The 24,698-nt window shown below is 70.6% G+C and carries 20 protein-coding genes and 1 pseudogene; 7 read left to right on the forward strand and 14 right to left on the reverse strand.

What is annotated here, in order from left to right; all coding sequences use genetic code 11:
* Positions 1-42 precede the first annotated feature (42 nt).
* Positions 43-969 (forward strand): aminoglycoside phosphotransferase family protein, encoded by a 927-nt coding sequence (locus tag AB0389_RS14940; protein ID WP_366395802.1) that lies wholly within the window; start codon positions 43-45, stop codon positions 967-969.
* 222 nt (positions 970-1,191) lie between these two features.
* On the opposite strand, the gene AB0389_RS14945 is transcribed toward AB0389_RS14940, so the two are convergent.
* The 7 genes from AB0389_RS14945 to AB0389_RS14975 all read right to left on the reverse strand — a co-directional run bounded on the left by AB0389_RS14945 (position 1,192) and on the right by AB0389_RS14975 (position 9,575).
* Complete coding sequence (locus tag AB0389_RS14945) at positions 1,192-2,883, reverse strand: proline--tRNA ligase (RefSeq protein WP_366395803.1); 1,692 nt, start codon at positions 2,881-2,883, stop codon at positions 1,192-1,194.
* Between the two features lie 74 nt (positions 2,884-2,957).
* Entirely contained in the window at positions 2,958-3,539 is a 582-nt protein-coding gene (locus AB0389_RS14950) for a GNAT family N-acetyltransferase (RefSeq protein ID WP_366395804.1), read from the reverse strand.
* 83 nt (positions 3,540-3,622) lie between these two features.
* The gene (locus AB0389_RS14955; protein WP_366395910.1) at positions 3,623-4,465 is read right to left on the reverse strand and encodes a GNAT family N-acetyltransferase; all 843 of its coding nucleotides are present in this window, start codon (positions 4,463-4,465) and stop codon (positions 3,623-3,625) included.
* 219 nt (positions 4,466-4,684) lie between these two features.
* Complete coding sequence (gene ispG / locus AB0389_RS14960; RefSeq protein WP_366395805.1) at positions 4,685-5,839, reverse strand: flavodoxin-dependent (E)-4-hydroxy-3-methylbut-2-enyl-diphosphate synthase; 1,155 nt, start codon at positions 5,837-5,839, stop codon at positions 4,685-4,687.
* 182 nt (positions 5,840-6,021) lie between these two features.
* Entirely contained in the window at positions 6,022-7,323 is a 1,302-nt protein-coding gene (locus AB0389_RS14965) for a site-2 protease family protein (protein WP_366395806.1), read from the reverse strand.
* On the reverse strand, positions 7,320-8,627 hold the full coding sequence (gene dxr / locus AB0389_RS14970; protein WP_366395807.1) for a 1-deoxy-D-xylulose-5-phosphate reductoisomerase: 1,308 nt from the start codon (positions 8,625-8,627) through the stop codon (positions 7,320-7,322). Before dxr ends, AB0389_RS14965 begins: the two co-directional genes overlap by 4 nt.
* Positions 8,628-8,819: 192 nt before the next feature.
* On the reverse strand, positions 8,820-9,575 hold the full coding sequence (locus tag AB0389_RS14975) for a hypothetical protein (RefSeq protein ID WP_366395808.1): 756 nt from the start codon (positions 9,573-9,575) through the stop codon (positions 8,820-8,822).
* A gap of 542 nt (positions 9,576-10,117) precedes the next feature.
* Here AB0389_RS14975 and AB0389_RS14980 point away from each other — a divergent pair.
* The 4 genes and pseudogenes from AB0389_RS14980 to AB0389_RS14995 all read left to right on the forward strand — a co-directional run.
* Positions 10,118-11,540: pseudogene (locus AB0389_RS14980) on the forward strand (RHS repeat-associated core domain-containing protein); the annotation flags it as partial.
* On the forward strand, positions 11,521-12,027 hold the full coding sequence (locus AB0389_RS14985; RefSeq protein ID WP_366395809.1) for an Imm50 family immunity protein: 507 nt from the start codon (positions 11,521-11,523) through the stop codon (positions 12,025-12,027). The pseudogene AB0389_RS14980 and the gene AB0389_RS14985, both read left to right, overlap by 20 nt.
* Entirely contained in the window at positions 12,014-12,421 is a 408-nt protein-coding gene (locus AB0389_RS14990) for an Imm50 family immunity protein (RefSeq protein ID WP_366395810.1), read from the forward strand. Before AB0389_RS14985 ends, AB0389_RS14990 begins: the two co-directional genes overlap by 14 nt.
* A 52-nt stretch (positions 12,422-12,473) precedes the next feature.
* Positions 12,474-12,737 carry a hypothetical protein gene (locus AB0389_RS14995; RefSeq protein WP_366395811.1) on the forward strand — a complete coding sequence of 88 codons (264 nt, stop codon included), beginning with the start codon at positions 12,474-12,476 and terminating at the stop codon, positions 12,735-12,737.
* Positions 12,738-12,754: 17 nt separating this feature from the next.
* Here AB0389_RS14995 and AB0389_RS15000 read toward each other — a convergent pair whose 3' ends face one another.
* Together AB0389_RS15000 and AB0389_RS15005 are read right to left on the reverse strand one after the other, a co-directional pair.
* Positions 12,755-12,958 carry a DUF397 domain-containing protein gene (locus tag AB0389_RS15000; protein ID WP_366395812.1) on the reverse strand — a complete coding sequence of 68 codons (204 nt, stop codon included), beginning with the start codon at positions 12,956-12,958 and terminating at the stop codon, positions 12,755-12,757.
* Positions 12,955-13,827: a helix-turn-helix transcriptional regulator gene (locus tag AB0389_RS15005; protein ID WP_366395813.1), complete on the reverse strand. Its 873-nt coding sequence runs from the start codon at positions 13,825-13,827 to the stop codon at positions 12,955-12,957. Before AB0389_RS15005 ends, AB0389_RS15000 begins: the two co-directional genes overlap by 4 nt.
* Before the next feature lie 196 nt (positions 13,828-14,023).
* Between AB0389_RS15005 and AB0389_RS15010 the strand changes: the two genes are divergently transcribed.
* Complete coding sequence (locus AB0389_RS15010; RefSeq protein ID WP_366395814.1) at positions 14,024-14,668, forward strand: ATP-binding protein; 645 nt, start codon at positions 14,024-14,026, stop codon at positions 14,666-14,668.
* On the opposite strand, the gene AB0389_RS15015 is transcribed toward AB0389_RS15010, so the two are convergent.
* Complete coding sequence (locus AB0389_RS15015; RefSeq protein ID WP_366395815.1) at positions 14,661-15,422, reverse strand: hypothetical protein; 762 nt, start codon at positions 15,420-15,422, stop codon at positions 14,661-14,663. The genes AB0389_RS15010 and AB0389_RS15015 overlap by 8 nt on opposite strands.
* 156 nt (positions 15,423-15,578) lie before the next feature.
* Here AB0389_RS15015 and AB0389_RS15020 point away from each other — a divergent pair, with 156 nt between their 5' ends.
* The gene (locus tag AB0389_RS15020) at positions 15,579-16,238 is read left to right on the forward strand and encodes a zinc ribbon domain-containing protein (protein ID WP_366395816.1); all 660 of its coding nucleotides are present in this window, start codon (positions 15,579-15,581) and stop codon (positions 16,236-16,238) included.
* A gap of 83 nt (positions 16,239-16,321) precedes the next feature.
* Here the strand turns inward: AB0389_RS15020 and AB0389_RS15025 are convergent, their stop codons facing one another.
* From AB0389_RS15025 to AB0389_RS15040, 4 genes are all read right to left on the reverse strand, one after another.
* The gene (locus AB0389_RS15025) at positions 16,322-18,343 is read right to left on the reverse strand and encodes an acyl-CoA dehydrogenase family protein (RefSeq protein ID WP_366395817.1); all 2,022 of its coding nucleotides are present in this window, start codon (positions 18,341-18,343) and stop codon (positions 16,322-16,324) included.
* Positions 18,344-18,517: 174 nt separating this feature from the next.
* Positions 18,518-19,963, reverse strand: coding sequence for an aldehyde dehydrogenase family protein (locus tag AB0389_RS15030; RefSeq protein ID WP_366395818.1), 1,446 nt, complete (start codon positions 19,961-19,963; stop codon positions 18,518-18,520).
* A 194-nt stretch (positions 19,964-20,157) separates the two neighbouring features.
* A complete protein-coding gene (locus tag AB0389_RS15035) occupies positions 20,158-21,792 on the reverse strand; it encodes a PucR family transcriptional regulator (RefSeq protein ID WP_366395819.1) in 1,635 nt (544 codons plus the stop codon).
* 171 nt (positions 21,793-21,963) lie between these two features.
* On the reverse strand, positions 21,964-24,429 hold the full coding sequence (locus AB0389_RS15040) for an ATP/GTP-binding protein (RefSeq protein WP_366395820.1): 2,466 nt from the start codon (positions 24,427-24,429) through the stop codon (positions 21,964-21,966).
* Between the last annotated feature and the right edge of the window lie 269 nt (positions 24,430-24,698).

Here is a 24,698-nt window from a genome sequence, read left to right on the forward strand (position 1 = left end):
AGTGAGCCACGAGGCGCCGGGCGCGAAGGGGACCGATCACATATGGGTGGCGAACCGCCGCACCGTCTGGTGCGCTCGCTCGGCGAGAAGTACGGGCAGGAACGCGCCACCGAGTGGCTCGGCCGGCTGCCGGAGATCACGGCGGCGGCGGTCGCCCGGCGCGGGCTCGACGTCGAGCGGGTGATCGCGCCGGGCGGCCGGAGCGCGCTGCTGGTGCTCGTACGGCGCTCCGACGGCTCCCCCGCGACGCTCAAGATCGCCCCGCCGTTCGCGGCGCCCGGCCCCGAGCGGGCGGCGCTGGCGCACTGGCAGGGCTGGGGCGCGGTGGAACTCCTCGATCCGGCGGCCGGCCCCGCCGAGGTTCCCACCGCCGAGGACGGCGCGCTGCTGCTGGAGCGGCTGCACCCCGAGATGTCGCTGCGCTCCCTGCCGGAGGCGAAGGCGCTGCTGGAGGCCGCGGGTACGGTGCGCCGGCTGTGGGTGGAGCCGCCGGCCGACCACCCGTTCGAGACAGTGGCCGGGCGGACGGCCCGGCAGGCGGACACGCTGCGGGCGAGCACCGACGAGACGGCCGCGCCGCTGGTCTCCGCCGCGCTCACGGCCCGCGACGCCCTCTGCACGGACGGCCCGGCCGAGACGCTGCTCCTGCACGGCGCGCTCCGTCAGGGCAAGGTGCTCGCCGGTGACCGGGTGCCGTGGCTCGCGGTCGGCCCCGAACCCCTGGTGGGCGAGCGCGCCTACGATCTGGCGCGGCTGGTCCGCGACCGGGTGGAGGATCTGGTGGCCGCCTCCTCCGGCGCCTCCTCGGCCCGCCGCCGCGTCGGCCGGCTGGCGGACTCGCTGGACCTGGACCGCGAGCGGGTACGCGGCTGGACGCTGTTCCGGGCGGTGGAGTCGGGCGTACGCGCGCTGACGGCGGGGCGCCGGCAGAGCGCGGAGCTGCTGCTGGAGTTCGCGGGCTGGCTGTAAGCGGACGCCCTTGCCGGACGGGCAGTCGAACCCGTCCGGCAAGGGGAGGACCGGGTGCCGGCGGCCGGTCGACCGATCCGAAGCGGTCCGGGGAGTAGTTCATCGGTCGATCACGGCCTTGCCGGCCGGCACGGCGGCGGGCGCCTGCTCGTGGACACCGAACAGGATGGCCGCCGCCACCGGTCGCCAGTTCGGCGCGGCACGCGTCAGGCGGTCAGGTGGTCACGCGGTCAGGCGCGCGATGGCCTCCGCCACCGTCAGCTCCTCGCGCTCCCCCGTACGCCGGTCCTTCAGCTCCACGACTCCCTCGGCGGAACGCCGTCCCGCCACCAGGATCTTCGGCACACCGATCAGTTCCGCGTCGGTGAACTTCACGCCCGGGGAGACACCGGGGCGCTCGTCGACCAGGACGCGCAGTCCGGCCGCCGAGAGCTGCTCGGAGACATCGAGCGCCAGCTCCGTCTGGAGCGCCTTGCCCGCCGCGACGACATGGACGTCGGCCGGGGCGATCTCGGCGGGCCAGCACAGGCCCTGCTCGTCGGCGCTCTGCTCGGCGAGGGCCGCGACGGCGCGCGAGACGCCGATGCCGTACGAGCCCATGGTCACGCGGACGGGCTTGCCCTGCTGGCCGAGGACGTCGAGCTGGAAGGTGTCGGCGTACTTGCGGCCCAGCTGGAAGATGTGGCCGATCTCGATCGCGCGGTCGAGCTTGAGGCCCGCGCCGCAGGCCGGGCAGGGGTCGCCGGGCTCGACGACGACCACGTCCAGGTACTCGTCGACCTCGAAGTCCCGGCCGACGACGACGTTGCGCGCGTGCGTGCCGGGCTTGTTCGCGCCGGTGATCCAGGCCGTGCCCGCGGCGACGCGCGGGTCGGCGATGTAGCGGATCTTGAGGCCCTGCGGGCCGACGTAGCCGCGTACGAGGTCGGTCCTGTCGGCGAAGTCCTCGGCCGTCACCAGCTCCACGACGGCGGGCGCGAGGTGCTCGCCGAGCTTGCCGAGGTCGACCTCGCGGTCGCCGGGCACGCCCACGGCGGTGATCTCGCCGTCCACCTTGACCAGCAGGTTCTTCAGCGTGGCGGAGGCCTCCACACCGAGGTGCGAGGCGAGCGTCTCGATGGTCGGGGTGTCGGGGGTGTCCAGTTCCTCGACCGGGCCGTGCTCGACGGCGGGAACGGCCGGCGCGGTGTAGGTCACGGCCTCGGTGTTGGCGGCGTAGTCGCAGTTCGGGCAGTCGACGAAGGTGTCCTCGCCGGCTCCGGCCGGGGCGAGGAACTCCTCGGACGCCGAGCCGCCCATCGCGCCGGAGACCGCCGAGACGATCCGGAAGTCGAGGCCGATGCGGGCGAAGATCTTCTGGTAGGCGGCGCGGTGCAGCGCGTACGACTCGGCCAGGCCCTCGTCCGTGGTGTCGAAGGAGTACGAGTCCTTCATCTGGAACTCACGGCCGCGCAGCACTCCGGAGCGGGGGCGGGCCTCGTCCCGGTACTTCGTCTGGATCTGGTAGAGCATCACCGGCAGGTCCTTGTAGGACGTGCACTGGTCCTTGACGACCTGGGTGAAGATCTCCTCGTGGGTCGGGCCGAGCAGATAGTCCGCGCCCTTGCGGTCCTTGAGGCGGAACAGCAGGTCGCCGTACTCCTCCCAGCGTCCGCTCGCCTCGTACGGCTCCCTGGGCAGCAGCGCGGGCAGCAGCACTTCCTGGGCGCCGATCGCGTCCATCTCCTCGCGGACCACGCGGGAGATGTTGTCGAGGACCTTCTTGCCCAGCGGCAGCCAGCTCCAGATGCCGGCGGACGTACGGCGGACGTATCCGGCGCGGACGAGCAGCTTGTGGCTGAGGGTCTCGGCGTCCGCCGGGTCGTCGCGCAATGTCTTGACCATCAAACGGGACATGCGCTGGACCTGGGACATGGGGAGCACTCCTGCGTTCTGCGTTCTCTCGGCTGTTGTCAGGAGGTTAGCCGGGGCGCACGGGCAGGCGGAAATCAGATTCCCCGCGTACCCGCCCCGCGCAGCGGAAGGGGGGCGCCCATCACAGCGTACGGCGTGGGCGCGCTCGGGAAGTGGACCTGCCGGGCGAGGTCCGCGTAGCCGAGCGACCGGTACATCCGGCGCGCGGGGCTCTCGGTGTCGATGGCGGACAGGATCGACCTGGGCTGCTCGGCGCCGTCCGTGAGGCCGGTGATGAGGGCGCGGCCGATGCCCCGTGCCTGGAACGCGGGGTGCACATGGAGCTCGGTGATCACGAAGGAGTCGTCGAGCCAGCCGTCGGTACCGGTGACGCGCAGATACGGTTCGACGACGGTGGACCACCAGTGGACGCGGTCGTTGGGCAGGCCGTACACGAAGCCGACCAGCCGCCCGTCGGCGGTGGTGGCGCCGAGGGCGCGGCAGCCGGGCTGGAGGTTGTGGCGGAGCACGATGTGGCGGCGTACGCCGACCTCCTCATCGCTGAGTCCGAAGGCGAGGGCCTGTACGGCGAGGGCCTCGTCGACCCGGGCGGCGAGGTCGAGGGGGCCGACCTGGACGTCGGGGGTACGGGGGCTGCTCCCGGGGATGCTCGGCATGGGCCGAACCCTACTTTCGCGGCGGTCGGGGGACTGGCGTAAACGTCTTCCCGGGCCGGATCGGCCGGCCCCGGTGGGAGCGGTCAGAAGAGCACGCTCATGAAGGCGCCCACCTCGCGGAAGCCGACACGGCGGTAGGCGGCCCGCGCCGGGGTGTTGTAGTCGTTGACGTACAGGCTCACGACGGGCGCGACATCGGCCAGGGCGTACCGTACGACGGCGGCCATGCCGGACTCGGAGAGGCCGCGCCCGCGGTGGTCGGGGTCGACCCAGACGCCCTGGATCTGGCAGGCCTGCCGGGTGGCGGCGCCGATCTCGGCCTTGAAGAGGACTTTGCCGTCCTCGATTCGTGCAAACGACCGACCTGCGCCCACCAGTTCGGCCACGCGCGCCTGGTAGAGGAGTCCGCCGTCGCCCGCGAGCGGGGAGATGCCGACCTCCTCGGTGAACATGGCCACGCAGGCGGGCATGATCGTTTCCAGCTCTTCCTTGCGGATACGCCGTACGAGCGGGTCGGGCGCGATCTCCGCGGGGAGCTGCTCCGTGACCATGAGCGGCTGGTGCGCGCGGACCTCGCGGGCGGGGCCCCAGCTGGGCTCCAGCAGCTGCCAGAGCCGGGCGGTGGGCTCGGCGGGGCCGACGATCGAGGAGCAGCGGCGGCCGGTTCTGCGGGCCCGGTCGGCGAAGCCGCGGACGGCCTCGGGGGTGGCGCAGATGGGCACGAGGTTGGCGCCCGCGTAGCAGAGGGACCGGAGCCGTCCGTCCGCGTACCAGCCCCACATCTCACCGCCGAGGCGCCAGGGGTCGAGCCCGGCGACCTGGACGCGGGACGTCACGAAGGCGTTGGCGACGGGCTCGCTCTCCAGGATGGCGAGCGCGGCGCCGAGTTCGCTGGGTTCGAGGACCCGGGTGGTGGTCTGCGTCAACACGAGGGGCCTCACCGTACGGCTGCTGATCCCCGCACTGTACCTGGCGACTCTGTGGTACGCCGCCGGTGGAAGCGGGAGGGGCACCCTGGGATGCGTGGGGGTATGCGTCGCACGGGACCCGTGAGGTACGGGGTCCCGTGCGACCCGTGAGCCGGCTGCGTCAGCTCTTGTCAGCCGCGTCAGCTCGGTCAGCGCTATCAGCTCTGCCAGCGTCCGTCAGCTGACGGAGACCTCGGGCTCGCCGGAGGCGACGCCGTCCTTCTCCATCTGTTCGGCGATCTTCATGGCCTCGTCAATGAGGGTCTCCACGATCTTCGACTCGGGGACGGTCTTGATGACCTCGCCCTTGACGAAGATCTGGCCCTTGCCGTTGCCCGAGGCCACCCCGAGGTCCGCCTCGCGCGCCTCGCCCGGGCCGTTCACGACACAGCCCATGACCGCGACCCGCAGCGGGACCTCCATGCCCTCAAGGCCGGCCGTGACCTCCTCGGCGAGCTTGTACACATCCACCTGCGCCCGGCCGCACGAGGGGCACGAGACGATCTCCAGCCGGCGCGGCTTCAGGTTCAGCGACTCCAGGATCTGGATGCCGACCTTGATTTCCTCGACCGGCGGGGCCGACAGCGAGACCCGGATGGTGTCCCCGATGCCCTCGCTGAGCAGCGCGCCGAACGCCACGGCCGACTTGATGGTTCCCTGGAACGCCGGGCCGGCCTCCGTCACCCCGAGGTGCAGGGGGTAGTCGGACTGCGCCGCCAGCTGACGGTACGCGTTCACCATGATCACGGGGTCGTTGTGCTTCACCGAGATCTTGATGTCGCCGAAGCCGTGCTCCTCGAAGAGCGACGCCTCCCAGAGCGCCGACTCCACCAGGGCCTCCGGCGTGGCCTTGCCGTACTTGCGCAGCAGCCGCGCGTCCAGCGATCCCGCGTTCACGCCGATACGGATCGGGGTTCCCGCGTCCGCCGCCGCCCGCGCGATCTCCTTCACCTTGTCGTCGAACTGCTTGATGTTGCCCGGATTCACCCGGACCGCCGCGCATCCCGCGTCGATCGCCGCGAAGACGTACTTCGGCTGGAAGTGAATGTCCGCGATCACCGGAATCTGCGATTTCTTGGCGATGGTCGCGAGCGCGTCCGCGTCGTCCTGCGTCGGGCAGGCGACCCGTACAATCTGGCACCCCGACGCCGTCAGCTCCGCGATCTGCTGGAGCGTCGCCCCGATGTCCGACGTACGCGTCGTCGTCATCGACTGCACCGACACCGGCGCGTCACCACCGACCGCCACCGACCCGACCTGGATCTGGCGGCTGACCCTCCGGTCGGCGAGCTTCGTCGGAACGGACGGCATTCCGAGAGAAATTGCGGTCATCTGATGTGCAACCCCAAGGTGTGGATCGAGGTCCCGGGACGGGCGGGCTCCAGCCCCGAGATTACGCCACCGCGCACCGCCGCAGCACATCCACACGGAAAGTCCCCCCAAACGTAAGCGGCCGGACACGAATGGTGTCCGGCCGCCGCACATCGGGGAGGATCAGCCGATCTCCCCCCGGATCAGCTGATCTTGACGGGGTTGAAGACGTCCGCGACGAGTACGAGCAGGGTGAAGCAGACGAAGATGCCCGCCACGACGTAGGCCACCGGCATCAGCTTCGCCACGTCGAACGGGCCGGGGTCGGGCCGCTTGAAGATGCGCGCCAGCCGGCGGGTGGCGGACTCCCAGAGCGCTCCCGCGATATGACCGCCGTCCAGGGGCAGCAGCGGGAGCATGTTGAAGAGGAAGAGGGAGAGGTTGAAGCCGGCCAGCAGGAACAGCATCATCGCGATCTGGTTCTGCGCCGGGATGTCCAGGGCCATCACCTCGCCGCCGATGCGGGCCGCGCCGACCACGCCGACCGGGGAGTCGTCCTTGCGCGGTCCGTCGCCGAAGGCCGCGCTCCAGAGATCGGGGATCTTGGAGGGGAGGGCGATGATCGAGTCGACGCCGTTCTGGAACATGTCGCCCATCCTGCCGACGGAGTCGGTGAAGGAGAGCGGCACGATCTCGGTGGCGGCGGCGAAGCCGAGGTAGCCGGCGGGGATGTACTTGTCCGGGATGACCTCGCCCTTGGAGTCCTTCGCGGCGACCATGTTCTTGGCGAGCGTGGCGTGCAGCACCTGCTGCGTACCGTCGCGGTCGACGGTGATGGTGGCCGGGCCGATGGTCTCGCGGATCAGGTTGGACAGCGTGGACCAGTCGGCGACGCGCTCCCCGTTGAACGCGACGATACGGTCGCCCTTCTTGAGCCCCGCGGCCTCGGCGGGCGAGACGGGGTCGCTCTGGGCGCAGGTGTCGCGCTTCTCGCTCTGCGAGATCACGCACTTCTGTACACCGGCGACCTGCGTGGTCTGCGTCTGGAAGCCGAAGCTCATCGCCACGCTCATGAAGATCACGGTGGCGAGGATCAGGTTCATGAACGGGCCCGCGAACATCACGATCACGCGCTTCCAGGGCTTGCGCGTGTAGAAGAGCTTCTTCTCGTCGCCGGGCTCCAGCTCCTCGTAGGCGGCGGAGCGCGCGTCCTCTATCATCGCCCGCCACGGCGAGGTGGAGCGCGCCTGGATCCGGCCGTCCGCGCCCGGCGGGAACATCCCGATCATGCGGATGTAGCCGCCCATGGGGATCGCCTTGATCCCGTACTCCGTCTCGCCCTTTTTACGTGACCAGATGGTCGGCCCGAAGCCGACCATGTACTGCGGCACCCGGATGCCGAACATCTTGGCCGTGGAGAGATGGCCGAGTTCGTGCCAGGCGATGGAGAAGAGCAGCCCGGCGACAAACACAAGGATGCCGAGGACCGTCAACAGAATCGTCATGCGCGAGCCTCCGCTGGCTGTTCTTCACTGAATGTCGCACTGGATGTCACACTGGATGTCACTGCTTCACTGAATTTCGCCGCCGTTTCGCGGGCCCGGGCGCGGGCCCAGGTCTCGGCTTCGAGGACGTCCGCCACCGAGAGGGCGGTTCCCCCGCGGGGGCTGCCGTGCTCGGCGACGACCTCGGTGACCGTATCCATGATGCCGTTGAACGGGAGCCGGCCCGCCAGGAACGCGTCGACGCACTCCTCGTTCGCGGCATTGAACACCGCGGGGGCCGTTCCGCCCAGCGTCCCGACGTGCCGGGCGAGTCCCACGGAGGGGAACGCCTCGGTGTCGAGGGGGAAGAACTCCCAGGTCGAGGCCTTGCTCCAGTCGAAGGCGGGCGCGGCGTCCGGCACCCGGCGCGGCCAGCCGAGGCCGACGGCGATCGGTCCGCCCATATCGGGGGGCGTCGCCTGGGCCAGGGTCGAGCCGTCGTTGAATTCCACCATCGAGTGAACATACGACTGAGGGTGGACGACCACCTCAATCCGTTCGAAGGGAATGTCGTAGAGAAGGTGGGCCTCGATCACTTCGAGCCCCTTGTTGACGAGGGTCGCCGAGTTGATCGTGATGACCGGGCCCATGGCCCAGGTGGGGTGCGCGAGGGCCTCCTCGCGGGTGACTCCGGCCAGTTGGGCGCGGGTACGGCCCCGGAAGGGCCCGCCGGAGGCCGTGACCACGAGCTTGCGGACCTCGGCGCGGGTGCCGGCGGCCAGCGCCTGGAAGAGCGCGGCGTGCTCGGAGTCGACCGGGATGATCTGGCCCGGCCTGGCGATCGCCTTCACCAGCGGGCCGCCGACGATCAGCGACTCCTTGTTGGCGAGGGCGAGCGTCCGGCCCGCGGTGAGGGCCGCGAGGGTGGGGGCGAGACCGATGGAGCCGGTGATGCCGTTGAGCACGGTGTGGCAGTCGGACGCCGCGAGATCGGTGGCCGCGTCCGGTCCCGCGAGGATCTCGGGGAGCGGTTCGCCCGTACCGTACCGGTCGGCGAGCGCCTCCCGCAGCGCGGGCACCGCGTCCTCGCGCGCGACCGCGACCGTCCTGACCCGCAGCCGCCGTGCCTGCTCGGCGAGGAGGGCCACCCGTCCGCCTGCCGCGGAGAGCGCGGTGACCCGGAAGCGGTCGGGGTTGCGCAGGACGAGGTCGATGGCCTGCGTGCCGATGGACCCGGTGGAGCCGAGGACGACGATGTCCCGGCGGCCCTCGGACGGATCGAAGGCGATATGCGGATCGGCGAGAGGGGCTGAGGTGTCGCTCATCCCCCCATTCTTGCCCCATCCGCGAGCCGCCCGGACAGCGCGCCCCCGTGGATGTCGCTGTGCGCCGGTCTGTGCGGACTTGGCCCGGCGGACTTGGCCGATTCCTTACCTGCCGTACGGATCCTTACGGTCTCCTTACCGCGCAGGCGTCCCCGACCGTCCCCTTACCGCGCGGACGTCTCCTACCGCCCCTTACCGCGCGGACCTGAATTTCTCCCACTGGGCCCGGACGATCTCCGCGGGCACTCCCCCGACATCCTGGGTCCCGGTGATTTCGGCCCGGAAGGCGAGCGTGACGGAACCGGAACGTACAACGGTCAGATATTCGTAAAGCTTCGCCTCGCCCTTCACGTCGCGGATCGTGAAGCGGTACGCCCGCGCCTCGTCCCCCACGCCGGGCGCCGCGGCCGGTTCCACCGACAGATACTTCGCCCGCGCCACCGCCCGCTCCTCGGTGAACCCACCCGCACACGCCCGCCCGGCCGCGCCGAGCGCCTTCATCACGCCGCGCGCGCCCCGGGCCGCGTACGAGCGCAGTTGTACGGAGACGGTGAGGCCGAGGATCTCGTCGGGGATGTCGACCCTGCGGTGGACCTCCGCGACCGGGTCGAACGCGGTGGCACCCGCGGCGAGGCTGACGAGTGGCTGGCATACGGCAGGCGCGGCGGTGTAGTTCTCGCCGAGCGGGACACCGAGGGCGTACTCGGACGCGGTGTACTTCCCCACCTTCTCGCCGTCCGTGAACGACGCGGCGGTGAGCCGGGCCCGGGTGACCGGCGCGGGCGCGACTGCGGAAGCGGAGGCGGACGCGGACGTCGAGGCGTCGGCCTTGCCGTCCGCCCCGCCCTCGCCGCCCCCACTGCATCCGGCGACACCGAGCACCACCGCCCCGGCCACCGCCCACACCGCGGCCCCCCGCACCACCGCTCCCCGCACAGCCCGGAACATCCGCACCCCCGTATCGAGTTCATCGCGGCACGTGATCGCACCCGGTCCCCGATTGTGCGCCATGCGGCGCGCGAGGTCACTGACCACGGGTGGCAACAGCGTTGCGATCGGTATGCGATCGGTAACTGGATCACGGCACAATCCGCGCCATGACCGACGACGCGGGTCACATACCCGCACCACAACGGCCTGTTGACGACACCGCCACCCCCGACGCCCCCGGCCCTGCCACTGCTACCCGGCGGCGATTCGCCGCGTTGCTACGAGGCCGGAGCGCCGCTCACCGTCGCGCATCACGGTGGCTTTCTTCCGAGGATCACCACGGATCAGAGCCGCGTCACCGCAGTACACCTGGCCGGGGCGGCCGTGGACGGCGGCGGTCGGGAGATCCTGCGTTACGGCTACACCGACGGTCATCTCACCGAGGTGGTCAACCTCGTGGACCGACACGAACGGCCACCGCTTCGACTACGGCTCGGCTGATCCGGAAACGGGCCTGCGCGTCACCGCGTTCACCAATTCGCTGGGTCACACCCGTCGCTTCGTCGTCAACGGGAACATCCAGGTCGTCGCGGGAGACCGACCCCACCGGTGCGACCACCCGCTCCACGCACGACCGCTACCACCGCCTGCTGTCACGGACCGATCCCCTGGGCCGCACCACGCACCTGGAGTACGACGCGGACGGCAACCTCACCGCCGTCGACGACCAGCTCGCCGGCCCGCGCCGCTTCGACCTGGACCCGGCGGGCCGCGTCACCGCCGTCCACGCGCCCGGCTGGACCGAGCGGTACGCGTACGACGAGGCGGGCAACCAAACCGAGGCGACCTGGCCCACCAGCGGTCCGGGCCAGGAAGCGACAGGCACCCGCGCCTACACCGGCACGGCGATCACCCGGGCGGGCAACGTCCGGTACGAGCACGACGCACTCGGCCGCATCACCCTGCGCCAGAAGCCGCGCCTGTCCCGCAAGCCCGACACCTGGCGTTAACACGTGGAACGCCGAGGACCGCCTCACCTCGGTCACCACTCCCGACGGCACCGTCTGGCGCTACCTCTACGACCCACTCGGTCGCCGTACCGCCAAACAGCGCCTTGCCACGGACGGCGCCACCGTCGAGGAACAGGTTGACTTCACCTGGGACGGCCCAACTCTCTGCGAACAGACCAGCCAGTCCCGGGAACGCCCCGCCCCGGTCACCCTCACCTGGACCCACCGCGGCCTGCACCCACTGACCCAATTCGAACGCATCACCGCGGCCGACGCACCGCAAGAGGAAATCGACCATCGGTTCTTCAGCATCGTCACAGACCTCGTCGGCACCCCGACGGAACTCGTCGACGAAGAGGGCCACATAGCCTGGCGCACCCGCGCCACTCTCTGGGGCACCACCACCTGGAACAGAGACGCCACCGCCCACACCCCACTCCGCTTCCCCGGCCAGTACTTCGACCCGGAAACCGGCCTCCACTACAATTTCCACCGCTACTACGACCCGGAAACCGCCCGCTATCTGAGCCCGGACCCCTTGGGCTTGGCGGCGGCACCCAACCCGGCTTCCTACGTTGAGAACCCGCACACGTGGTCCGACCCACTCGGGCTTGGTCCCTGCCCACGCCGCTCTCGGGCCGAGGCAAAAGCCACAGCTCTCAAAGATGCCGGAATACCCGAGGGGACGGCGCCTTTCGACAGGGACGAATGGGTCAGAGCAACGACTCCCGAATGGCAGGGAGGGAAACAACTACTGGATGAAAACAATAAACCCATTTACTATACGGAAGAGTGGTACGAAACCCCAACTGGAGACATAATCGTCTACCAGGATCACTGGTTCGGTCACCAGAAGCCCGGAGAGCCCGGACATCAGCCGGCACACGTACACGTCCGACCGTACGACAACCCCAGAAACGGGCAAGTTCCCGGAGCGGAGGAGCACTACTACTATGACCCGTCCCTGGATTGAACTGGTAGACAACGCGGATTCATTGACCACTCTCTATCCGACAGTCCCACCACTCGACTCGGTCCGTGTTCGTTCGATTCATTTCAACTGGATAGGCCCCTCACTTACCCTGAGGATGGATCTTCCAGAGTTTCCCGAAAACATTCCTCGCACCCTGGCGAATGCTGACCATGACACCTTTCAATGCCATCTGGCCTTCGCAGCGGTTGACGATCTCGTACTGGATAAGTGGACCCCGCCCACACGATGCGACATCTCGTTCTCCCCGACACAGGATCACCGCACTTCTGTACACGTCACGGGAGACGGATGCCTTATGTCATTCAGTAGCAGCGCATCGCTGCTACTTGGCCACATGAGCACATTCTCGGCAAGGGACGGCGACGGCGCAGACGACGGGCCGCGCGACTATCTCCGGAGACTGGACTCCAGACTGTTCACCAAACTTCCCGAACGACACGAAAGGACCTACTATGGGCACCTCTAGCTGGACAGATTTCCTGGATAACCCTGAAGCTCTCCAAGACCTGTACGGTCGGACAGTGCCACGCCTTGACTCGTGCGATCTTTTTTTCCTGCTCGCGGACGAGCGGCAGAACAGTATCACCGTCGGGTTCAGCACAACTGACCTACCACAGCACACTCCCAGCGAAAGCAACCCCGGAGGGTTCAACTCGCTAGAATTTTACCTCACCTTTATCGAGATTTCCGAAATGAGTATGCAGGGCTGGAAGGGGCCTGGGCAGAGGAGAGTTGAGATCAATTATCTACCCACGGGGAACTTGGCAGTAGGAATGAAATCCGAAGGCTCCAACCTCCGCTTCGTCGCGGATTCCGTATCAGTGACGAAAATCCGAACGAGCCTCACTTCACCCTACTAGTTTTCATTTTTCTCGGACAAGAGAAACCGAGTGTCAGCATTATGGAGTAACCATGGACAGCCGCTCCGTAGAGGCGACAGTGCAAGCGATCACGAAAATTCGCGACCGGCTCGACCCCGCCGATCCAGCCAGCAGGGCTTTGGCGTCAGCGATTGAGGCAGCGCGCAACGGGGATCCAGAATTCGCTATCGATGACGTGTCCAACGCTCTCCATTATTTCAAGATCTCCTTGCAGCGGGACGACTTTCAAGCGCTGCATTCCGCTGCTGTGGAATTCTCCATGGAGGATTGCCTGGAATGGCTGCACGTCACCTGAGGCGAAGTGAGCGCGGATCAGGCCAAGTGTGCGACGAACACGCGCCATGCGTCATGGCTGAAGCCGAGCACATCGCCGGCGCGGCGCTTGCTGTCTCGTACCGGGACTATGTGGGGGATGTTGTGGGCGACCTCGACGCAGTCGCCCTGCCCACCGCTGTAGGTGCTCGCAATCCACGTCGCTTCCGATATGTGCGGCGATGAAGGGGAAACCTGACTCATGTGCGGTACTCCTTGGCGACGCGGTGGATCAAAGCGAGTGATTCCGTCGGCGGCAGCGCTGTCGTGCGAGCGTCGTCAAAGAGCGCGTGATACCGCGCGACTTCCGGCTCACGCTCCACCCAGATGTTGCCGGCAGGGGTCTCCGACAGCACGAGGTCCAGGGCCGCCAGCTGCGGGAAGCTGAGCAGCACGTACGGGCCGAACATACCCGAGTGAGCGCCCCGCGAGAACGGCAGTATCTGGACGGTGATGTTGGGGCGTTCCGCCATGACCGCCACGTGTTCCAGCTGCGCGCGCATTACCTCAGGGCCGCCGACCTGCTGACGTAGCGCGCCTTCCGCCAGCACTGCCCAGAACCGCATGGGCGATTCGCCCGTGAGGCGTCTCTGTCGAGCAAGCCGCACCTCGACGAATTGGTCGATCTGCTCAGGGCTTTGCCACGCCCGCGAAGCGACCGTTACCGCGCGTCCGTACTCAGGAGTCTGAAGGAGGCCGGGAACCAGCTGCACCTGGTACGTACGCACGCCGTGGCACATGGCCTCCAGCTCAATCTGGTCCCGGTACGCGTCACCGAGCACCGCATCGTACTGATGCCACCAGCCTTCGCGGCGGCGGCGGTTGGCCTGGCGAGCCAGCGCACACAGACGTTCACGAGCCTCAGGGTCATCGACTCCGTACGCACGCATGAGTGCGTCCAGGTCGGGTGTACGGACCGGAACATGTCCGTTCTCGATGCGGCTGATCTTGCCTTTCGTGCAGTCGAGCACCTCGGCCGCACCTGCGGTGGTGAGGCCGACAGCCTCACGGAATCGGCGCAATTCATCGCCGAGTTGGCGTCCGAGCACGGTAGACGGTTTCACGTTTGGCATAGCCGACTGCTTACCAGAGCCAACAGGGCAGAGCCGCGTCGATGCACGAACGAGTGAATCCAGAACCAGATATCCATTCAACGTTGCGCGAGTACACGGAACACCGGCAGTCTCTCCGTGGCGCCGGTCACACATCCTCCGCTGTTGAGAACGGACTTGGCCGGCAACTGTTGAACTACCGTCTCCAGGAGGCGTCATGCCAGAACACTCCCGCGCCCACGAAGTCACCTTCCGGCTCACTCGTCGCCACAGCAGCGTCCCCAGGGCCCGGGCCGTACTCCGTGCGGCAGTCGCCGACTGGGGTGTCGGGCAGGACGTCGTGGAGGCCGGGGAGTTGATCCTGTCGGAGCTGGTCACCAACGCCCTGCGGGTGCGGGTGCCCAGCGATCGGCAGGTGGGCGTGCGGATCGTGCGCCAGTCGGCGTGCGGACTGCTGCGGCTGGAGGTGAGCGACGCCGGGGCGGGCGAGCCTGCCGTCCGGGTCCCGCGCGACGACGAGACGGGCGGGCGCGGGCTGCTGCTCGTGGAGGTTCTCGCCCATCGCTGGGGCGTCGAGGCCCGTGCGGGCGGGGTCGGGAAGACCGTCTGGGCCGAGTTGATGGCCCCCGGTATCGGCCCCGCGCCCGCACTCGGCGGGGCGGAGGTCGCCGCTGTCGCCGTGCGGCCCGGTCAGTGTGTACGAGTCTGGGGGACGTGGCACATGGTCCGTGCCGTTCACAGCGAGCAGCACGCCCTGGAGGCCGTCGTCCTCACGCTGGACGACGACGGCCCGGCGCTGCGGCTGCCGGTTGGCGAGCCGTTGACCGTACGGGGCGAAGGGCCTCGGCAGTCGGTCAGTTGAGCGGCTTCGCGCACAGGTCGTACTGGCCCGGCGCCCAGGTGTCCACGTCGAGCACGTAGTCCCCGGCGGCGCAGTCGTCCCCGGTCGCGACGCGGTACTGGGCACGGCCCGAGTCGCAGTTCACCCCTTCGAGGTCCTGGCCGGGCCACTCCGTGTTGTTGCGGGCGCAGTCGCCGGCCGAGACAAGGTCCGGTTGGTTGGCCTGGATGACAAGGCCGGTCACGATGAGGGTGGGAATGGCGAGGGCTATCAGGGCCACGGGGATCAGGACCAGCAGGGCGGGGGCCCGGAGCAGGACGCGCTTGCCCGGGTTGAGCGGCGGGCGCCAGCCGCCCTGTGGGGCGGGGAGTTTACGGAACCGGGAGCGGGCCTCGACCACGTTGAGGAGCACCACGAACGGGGTGATGAAGAACGACAACGGGCCCCACCAGCCCGCGGCGAGGGTGTTCGAGGTCATCTCCCGGTACGTGGCGAGCCCGCAGTCGCGGCAGAACAGGCCCCGGCTCCTGAGCGAGCGCATGAGGACGATCATGCCCTGATGGCCCCGGACCGTCGCCTCCACCGCGGGTTGCGCGCCGCAGACTCCGCAGGTGGGAGCAGCTCCGTGCGGCGGTCCGTAGGTCGGGCCGTAGGTCGGGCCGTATGCCGGGCCGTATGCCGGGCCGTATGCCGGACCGTACTGCTGTCCGTACTGCTGTCCGTACTGCTGCGGGTACTGCTGCTGGTATGGGTGCTGAGGTGGCGGCGTCGACATTAATGATCTCCCCTGTAAATACGACAGCCGCACTTTAACCCGCACAGATGTGTCACTGTTTTCCTCGCACCGGTACGGGACAGCGCCCCGCGCGTCAATCGGCTGGAGCGTGAACAAGCCACTGGGGGCGCGGTGCAGCCGCGCGGGGAGGTACGGATGAGTACAGAGATCTACTTCAGCAACAACTACCGGGACCTGTGCGAACAGCAGGGCACGGGAGCCGGCTTCCAGTTCGAGTTCTCCTGCTCCCGGTGCCAGGACACCTGGCGTTCTCCGTTCGAGCCGTACACCAGCGGGCGGGTGGCCGGCTGGGTCAGCCGGGGTGTGAGCGCCGCGTGGGGGCTCTTCGGACGGACCGGGAGCGGAGTGTCGAACGCGGCGGACGGGCTGGCCGGGGCGGGGTACGGCAGCTCCCGTGACGCCGCCTTCCAGCGCGCGATATCCAACGCCCAGGGGCACTTCAACCGCTGCGCGCGGTGCACCAGCTACGTCTGCAACCGCTGCTGGAACGCCGAGCAGGGAATCTGTCTCAATTGCGCGCCGGACACCGCCGCCGAGGCCGTCGCGGCCCGCCAGCGCGGGCTCAACGACATGGCCTCGGAGCGGGCGTACGCGGCCGGGCAGCAGGCCGGGCAGCGGTTCGACGGCGGGGCTGCACGGCAGTTGGTGTGTCCGCAGTGCCACACGGAGACCCGCGGCAGCGCGTTCTGCCCGGGCTGCGGACACCAGTTGGCCCGGCCCGACACCTGCGGGTCCTGCCATGCAGAGGTGCCCGCGTCGTCGGCCTTCTGTCCCAGTTGCGGCACCCGGCGCTGAGTTGCCGAGCCGCTGAGTTGACCTTCGTGACGGGCCGAGCGGTCCGGCCGCTCGGCCCGTCAGCTCCTCAGCTCCTCAACTCCTCAGCGGATCGGCCTATGTACGTTCTCCCGTTGCGACGGCCCCGGCGCCGCGTCCGCGATCCACGGGCCGGCGCCGCTCGGGTCCACGACCCCCTCCTCCAGCCAGGTGTACGTACCGGCCAGGATGCCGTCCACCACCTTGCGGTCCAGTTCGTCGGTGTTGGTCCAGAGCCGGTGGAAGAGCTCCTCGACCCGGATCCGCGCCTGCCGGCAGAACACGTCGGCCAGTTGGTACGCCTCGCGCCCGTGGTCCTGGTTGGCCCGCAGCATCTCGGCCCGTACGCACGCCGCGCTCATCGCGAACAGCTCGGCGCCGATGTCGACGATCCGGCCCAGGAAGCCCTGTTTGGTCTCCATCCGGCCCTGCCAGCGCGACATGGCGTAGAAGGTGGAGCGGGCGAGCTTGCGCGCGGTCCGTTCGACATAGCGCAGGTGTACGGCGAGATCCGGGTGCCCGGCGGGATGGAACTCGGCGTACGAGCCGGGCAGTTGGCCGGGGCCCGCGACCAGTTTCGGCAGCCAGCCCGCGTAGAAGCGGCCCGCCCGCGCGCCCGCCTTCGCCTTGTCCGACAGGGACGTGTCCGGGTCGATGATGTCGCCGGCGACCGCGAGGTGCGCGTCGACCGCCTCGCGCGCGATCAGCAGATGCATGATCTCGGTGGAGCCCTCGAAGATCCGGTTGATCCGCATGTCTCGGAGCATCTGCTCGGCGGGGACGGCCCGTTCGCCCCGGGCCGCCAGCGAGTCCGCGGTCTCGAAGCCGCGCCCGCCGCGGATCTGGACCAGTTCGTCGGCGATCAGCCAGCCCATCTCTGAGCCGTACAGCTTGGCGAGGGCCGCCTCGATCCGGATGTCGTTGCGGTCCTCGTCCGCCATCTGGGAGGACAGGTCCACGACCGCCTCCAGCGCGAACGTGGTCGCGGCGATGAACGAGATCTTCGCGCCCACCGCCTCGTGCAGGGCCACCGGCCTGCCCCACTGTTCGCGGGCGCCCGACCACTCGCGGGCGATCCGCAGACACCACTTGCCCGCGCCCACGCACATCGCGGGCAGCGAGAGCCGTCCGGTGTTGAGGGTGGTGAGGGCGATCTTGAGGCCCGCGCCCTCGGGGCCGATCCGGTTCGCCGCCGGCACCCGGACCCGGTGGAAACGGGTGACGCCGTTCTCCAGGCCGCGCAGGCCCATGAAGGCGTTGCGGTGCTCGACCGTGATGCCCGGGGAGTCCGCCTCGACGACGAACGCGGTGATCCCGCCCCGGCCGCCGGCAGGCTTCCCGTCCGCGGCCTTACCGTCGGAGGCGTCCTCCGGCTTCGGGACTCGCGCCATCACCACCAGCAGGTCCGCCACGACCCCGTTGGTCGTCCACAGCTTCACCCCGTCGAGCACATACGCGTCGCCGTCCCGCACGGCCGTCGTCGCCAGCCTCGCCGGGTCGGAGCCCACGTCGGGCTCGGTGAGGAGGAACGCCGAGATGTCCGTACGGGCCAGCCTCGGCAGGAAGGCGTCCTTCTGCTCCCGCGTGCCGAAGAGCTTGAGCGGCTGCGGTACGCCGATCGACTGATGCGCGGAGAGCAGCGCGCCGACCGCCGGGCTGGCGGAGCCGAAGAGCGCCAGGGCCTTGTTGTAGTACACCTGGGTGAGGCCGAGCCCGCCGTACGCGGTGTCGATCTTCATCCCGAGCGCGCCCAGCTCCTTGAGGCCCTGGATCACCTCGTCGGGGATCCGGGCCTCGCGCTCGATCAGCGCGCCGTCGATCCGCGTCTCGCAGAACGCGCGCGCCTTCGCCAGGAACTCCTCCCCCCGCCGCACGTCGTCGGGCGCGGGCAGCGGGTGCGGATGGATCAGATCGAGGCGGAAGCGGCCGAGGAACATCTCCTTGGCGAAGCTCGGCCTGCGCCAGCCCTGCTCACGGGCGGCTTCGGCGACCTGGCGGGCCTCCCGTTCGGAGACCTTGGGCGCGCCGGGCCGTTCCTGTGGTGAGGAGGGGGTGGAGTGGGTCGAGCGGGTGGGTGGAGCGGACATGAGGACATCACCTCGCCGCGAAGTGGGAGCGGAAGTCGGAGCCGCGACTCGGGGTCGCGACTCGTCCGTATCCCTTCGACATCTACCCGACCCCGGGCACCCGCACCAGTCGTGGAACACGGGTCCCGTGCCACGACCGGTGCGTGCGCGTCCCTCCTACAAGTCCAGTCCCGATTACAAGTCCAGTCCCGTCAGCACCAGGACACGCTCGTACGTGTAGTCCTCCATCGCGAACCGCACGCCCTCGCGCCCCACCCCGGACTGCTTGACGCCGCCGTACGGCATCTGGTCGGCGCGGTACGACGGGACGTCGCCGATGATGACGCCGCCGACCTCAAGGGCGCGGTGGGCGCGGAAGGCGGCCTGGAGGTCATGGGTGAACACCCCGGCCTGGAGGCCGTACTTCGAGCCGTTCACCGTCTCGAACGCCGCGGACTCGCCGTCGGCCCGCTGGAGCGTCAGGACGGGACCGAAGACCTCCTCCTGGGCGAGGGTGGCGTCCCCGGGGACCTCCGCGAGGACGGTGGGCGCGTAGCTGGCGCCGTCCCGCTTGCCGCCGGTGAGCAGCTGGGCGCCGGCCCGTACCGCCTCGTCGACCCAGGTCTCGACGCGCTTCGCGGCGTCCTCGCTGACGAGCGGGCCGACATCGGTGGTGTCGTCGGCGGGGTCGCCGGTGGTCTGGGCCTCGACGGCGGCGACGATCCTGGGGACCAGCCGCTCGTACACGGAGGCGTCCGCGATCACCCGCTGTACGGAGATGCAGGACTGGCCGCCCTGGTAGTTCGAGAAGGTCGCGATCCGGGTCGCGGCCCAGTCGAGGTCCTGGTCGCTCGCGTAGTCGGCGAGGACGACGGCCGCGCCGTTGCCGCCCAGCTCCAGCGTGCAGTGCTTGCGCGGCACCGAATCCATGATCGCGTAGCCGACCTTGTCGGAGCCGGTGAAGGAGATCACGGGCAGCCGCTCGTCCTGGACGAGGGCGGGCATCCGGTCGTTCGGTACGGGCAGTACGGACCAGGAGCCGGCCGGGAGGTCCGTCTCGGCCAGCAGCTCGCCGAGGACCAGCCCGGAGAGCGGTGTCGCCGGGGCGGGCTTGAGGATGATCGGCGCACCGGCCGCGATGGCGGGCGCGATCTTGTGCGCGCAGAGGTTGAGCGGGAAGTTGAACGGCGCGATCCCGAGGACGGTGCCGCGCGGGAAGCGGCGGGTCAGCGCCAGCCGGCCGGTGCCGCCCGCGTCGGTGTCCAGGCGCTGCGCCTCGCCGCCGTTGAAGCGGCGGGCCTCCTCGGCGGCGAACCGGAAGACGGAGACGGCGCGGCCGACCTCGCCGCGGGCCCACTTGAGCGGCTTGCCGTTCTCGGCGGAGATCAGCCGGGCGATCTCCTCGGTGCGCTCGGCGAGCCGGCGCGAGACGTGGTCGAGGGCGGTGGCCCGTACGTGGGCGGGCGTCGCGGCGAACTCGTCCCGTACGGCGTGCGCCGCCGCGACGGCCTCCTCGATCTGGGCGTCGGTCGGCACGGCGACGGTGCCGACGAGCCGGTTGTCCCAGGGGGAGGTGACATCGAATGTGTCGTCGCCGGTGGCCTGGCGGCCGGCGAGCCAGAAGGCGTGGGTGGAAGTCATGGCGAGTCCGGGCCCTTCCGAGTAGATGCGAGTGCGGGGTGCGGATGCGGGATGCGAGTGCGAGTGCGAGTGCGAATCGGATACCGGTGAATAACCGTGTGGTTCCACGGTAGGGGTGTGGGGGCGGGTGGTGGATTGTCCGGGGTGGAGTGGTGGGGTGTCGCGCTGTGCCGCAATGTCGTACGTACGGGGTGTCAGTGCTCCACGCCACCGGGACCCGTCGTCTTCAGGGCGAGCCACAGCTCCATCCGTACGTCCGGATCGTCCAGGGAGCGGCCCAGGATCTCCTCCACCCGGCGCATCCGGTAGCGCAGCGTATGGCGGTGTACCCCCAGGTCGGCCGCCGCCGCGTCCCACTGGCCGTGGCGGGAGAGCCAGGCGTGCAGCGAGGCCACCAGGTCGCCGCGGCCCTTCGCGTCGTGCTCGCGCAGCGCGCGGAGCATCCCGTCGGCGAAGGCGCGTACGGCGTCGTCGGCGAGCAGGGGAAGGATGGAACCGGCGGCGAGTTCCTCGTGCTCGACCAGGGCGCGGCCCCGTCGCCGTGCCACGGAGAGCGCCTGTTCGGCCTGTTTGTAGGCGCCCGCCGTCGCCATCGGGCCGGTGGGCGCGGAGAGGCCGATGACGACACCCGCCTCCTCGGACTCCCGCCGCGCGTACGCCGCGCACGTGGTGGCGACGGAGCCGCCGTCCACGGCGAGGACGGCGAGCCGCTCGTCGCCGTCCGGGACCGCGAGTACGGACTCGCCCGCGCGGGCGGCCGCCGCCTCCAGGACCTCGGCGAGGACGTGGAGCGGGTGGTCGGCCGAGTCGGCGGCGGCCCGGCCGGCCGCGGCCTCGGCGATCAGCAGCCGGAACGGGGCGTCCAGCAGTTCGCCGTACAGGTCGCCGGCGACGGCGCGCGCGTGGTCGGGCTGTCCGGCGAGCAGCATGCGCAGTACGGCCGCGCCCAGGCGCTGTTCGGCCGACTGGAGGGCGCGGGAGCGCTCGGTGGTGAGGGTGAGGAGGGCGATCGCGGAGTGCACGGCGTACCGCTCGGCGGTGCCGAGCGCCGCGCCCGTCCCGACGGCGAGCGCGCCACGTACGCGGCGGCCGGTGCCGAGCGACTGGAGTTCGACACGGTCGGTGACATCGGCGGTGTCGGTGGTGTCGCCGGCATCCGTGGCATCGGGATCAGCGAGATCGCCGTCGGCCCCCGCCGCGACCACCGCGCTCGCGGGCGCCGGCCGCTCGCGGAGCCGCCGTACCTCGTCCGTCAGCCGGGCCGCCCGCCGAGCGGCCCACTCGGGGGCTACGGCGACGACGGCGCCTGACGCGTCGTACAGCGCGGCCCAGCCGTCCACGTGCGCGCCGAGCCGGGCCAGCAGCGCGGTGGGCCCGTCGGCGAGCGCGGCGCGGGTCAGCTCGCGCTGGGCCTCGAACCCGGCGGTGACGGCGCGGTACTGGTCGGCCGCGAGGGCCGCCGACACGGCCTTGCTGATGGCGAGGAACGGGGTCCGGCGCGGCACACCGAGCAGCGGCAGCCCGGCCTCGCGCGCCGCCGTGACGAGCGCCTCCGGGATCTCCTCGTAGTTCACGCCGATCGCGAAGCCGAGCCCGGCCACTCCGGCGCCGGTCAGCCGCCGTACGTAGCGCCGCATCGCCTCCGGGTCCGCCGCGTCGAGCGTGGTCGCCGTGATGAGGAGCAGCTCGCCGCCCTCCATGTACGGCACGGGATCGGCCAGCTCACTCGCGTGCACCCACCGCACGGGCGTCCGCAGCCGGTCCTCGCCCGCGTGCACGGTGAGGTTGAGCGCCGAGTGCTGGACGAGCGAGGCGAGCGTGGGGGGCATGGCGGAACCGTAGTGCCTTCGGGAGTCGGGCCGGTTACGGAGGCCGGCGCCACCGTCCGACCCGGACGAATGCGCCGTCCCGTATGAACGGCGTACCCCGATTCTGCCATCTTGTACGACCCCGGGGCCCGGGGTCACGCCCCCGGCGCGCGCCCCGTCGCCGCCCCGGCCTCAGCCCCGCAGATCCACCAGCAGCGGCGGGGCATGGTCCCCCGCGACCGTACGCAGGGACAGCACGGCATGTCCGGCGGGGACCTCGTACGCCAGCTCGGAGGCCGACCACCGCTCGCGCTCCACCTGCCGGACGGTCACGGCATCCGTGGTCACGGCCTTGCCGGTGACCAGTTTGCGCAGCGCGTGGACGGCCCGGGTGAACGGCTGGTCGGCGAAGACCGTGTGCTGGGCGACCTCCCTGGTCTCCACCCACTCCTTGCCCCACACCTCCGCGAAGCGCTTGCCGTCCCAGGTCGTGACGCCGGAGAACGCCATGCAGCAGCCGACCGCGCCGAGCAGCGCCGTGTGCAGGCCTTCCGCGACGTCGTCGATGGTCCGCAGCGCGAGGACCGCTCCCGCGTTCACCGACCGGAGGCGCCGCACCCCGCGCACGGTCTCGGGGGTGAGGGCGCGGGTGGCGTCGTCGAGGACCAGGCAGATGAAGAGCGACCGGTCCGTACGGGCCGCCGCGACCGCCGTGAACTGGGCGAGGACGAGCCGGGCGAGCAGCCGGGACGCCTCGGCGTGGGCGCGCTCGGGCAGATCGATCCGTACCCGTACGGGCAGCCCCTCCAGGGAGCGCAGTGAGAAGGCGCGCGTCCGCGCTCCGGTCGTGAAGAACTGGGCGAACGCGGGCCGGTCGAGCAGTGCGAGCCGGTCGGAGAGCAGCGGTCCCGGGTCGCCCGCGCCGCCCGCCTGCCGTGCGCGGGCGTCGAGTTCGCGGAGCATCGCGCGGTCGTCGCCGGCCGTCAGCGCCGCGCGCAGCCCGGTCAGCGCGGCCGGGTCCCCGTCGAGCAGCTCGCGGAGCACGGGCACCGCGGGGAAGTGCCCGTGGGCGGCGCGGTACGGGCCGATGAGCTGGGCCAGCGCGGAGGCCGCCCGGCGGCCGTCGACCGTGCCGACATCGCCGGTCAGCCCCTCCGCGAGGACGGTCGCGGCCTCGTCGGGGTCGGTGGTGCCGCCGTACAGGTCGAAGTCGTGCGGGGAGGCCGGGTCGCCGATCTTGATGACCACGTCGTACGCGCTGTCGGGCCCGAGCGGGGTGCCCGCGGCGCAGACCGCGACCACGGCGGCCTGCCCGGCGAGCGCCTGGAGCGCGAGGGACTCGACGAGGGGCCGCACCAGCCGGCCGGACTTCCCGGCCCCCGGCGGTCCGACGGCCAGCAGCGAGGTGCCGAGAAGGGCGGGCTCCAGGGCAACGCCGGAGCCGCGGCGCTCGTAGGGGTTGTGCGGGTCGTCCGCGCAGCTCCCGATCCTGACCTGGCCGGTGAGCAGGTCGTGCCGGGCGGTGCGCCCCGGTAGGTCCCGGTCGCCCGAGGGGTGCGGGCAGGCGGCGGCGCCCCGGCGCAGCACCGCCTCGGTGAAGGCGGCGATCCGGTCGGGCCGCGCGGCGGCGCCGGACCACGCGTGGCGCAGCCGCGCGCAGTCCACGTCGTTCATCCCGCCGGTGCGTGCCTCGGCGGCCAGGGTCTCGGCGGCGTCCCGCTGGCCGGCGGCGCGCAGCTCGGGCCACTCGGCGGGAGAAGGGGCGGCCTCCTGGTGGGCCGCGCCGTCGGCTGCCGCGGCACCGGATCCAGCGCCGGATCCCGTCGCGCGGGCCCCGGCGTAGCGCGCCACGAGCGCGCGCCACTGCCCCAGCCGGGCGAAGGGCCAGAGCACGCCGACGCTGATCAGCACATAGATCACGTTCACCGTGTTCTGGCTCTGGAACAGCTCGCCGCCCGCGATCCAGGCCACCACGATCAGCACCGGCCGCGCGACCGGCAGGATGTCCTTCCAGACCAGCAGCAGCGCCAGCGCGCCACCGGCCGCGGTGGCGGCGGCGCGGAAGGGCTGCCCCCGGCGGGCGACATGGCGCCGGAAGAGCTCGGCCCAGTTCCCGAGCCGGGCGCAGACATGGACCAGCAGCCCGAAGAGCAGCGCTTCGTAGACGACGACGGCCCGCGCCGCCTCCAGTGTCCGCGGGCCGCCGAAGCTGCCGGCGTACCACCAGTCGCCCGGGGTGAAGAGCTTCAGCGGGACCAGCCGGTACGGGATGTAGCCGTTGCGCCAGAGGCTCCAGACGAGCGTCCCGGAGAGTACGGAGATCACGACGCCGACGAGCAGCGCGCGCTGCGGCACCCCGTCGGGCTTCTCGGGCGGCCTCGGCACATGTCCGTACCGCCAGACTCCGGGGGCCTCGGCCCGCCGGGGGGTACGGAGCCAGTCGTCGAGTGAGGGAGCCCGCTCGGGGGCCCGCTCAGGGGCCCGTCCGGGGGACCGCTCAGGGGCCCGCGAAGGAGCCGGGTGGGCGCTCTCCACCGGGGCCGGGGCGTACGAGGGCCGCGGCGGCGCCGACGGGTGCGGCAGTGGCGGGACCGGGCCGGCGGGCGGGGGGACCGGGCCGGTGGGTGCCTTGTACGTGCCGGTGCCGTCCGTGTCCATGAAAGCCCTGCCCCCTGTGCGGTCTCCGCCCTGTGCCCCCGTCAATCTACTGTCCCCGTACGGCATTCGGCGGGCAGCTCACCGTTCCGCGCCCGCGGCGGGCCCACAGAGGTGTTACCCACTCCCCGGACCGCCATCCGAGCGCCACCCGGCCCGCTATGTCCGTCGCGGACAACGACACGCGCGCACCACTCCCGAACGGCGCATGCCCGGGCCCGCCCGTCCCCCCTAGCCTGCGGAGAAAGCCGAACAAGACCCCGCCGGTCGGT

The sequence above is a fragment of the Streptomyces sp. NPDC093109 genome (assembly GCF_040701725.1).
Classification (GTDB): domain Bacteria; phylum Actinomycetota; class Actinomycetes; order Streptomycetales; family Streptomycetaceae; genus Streptomyces.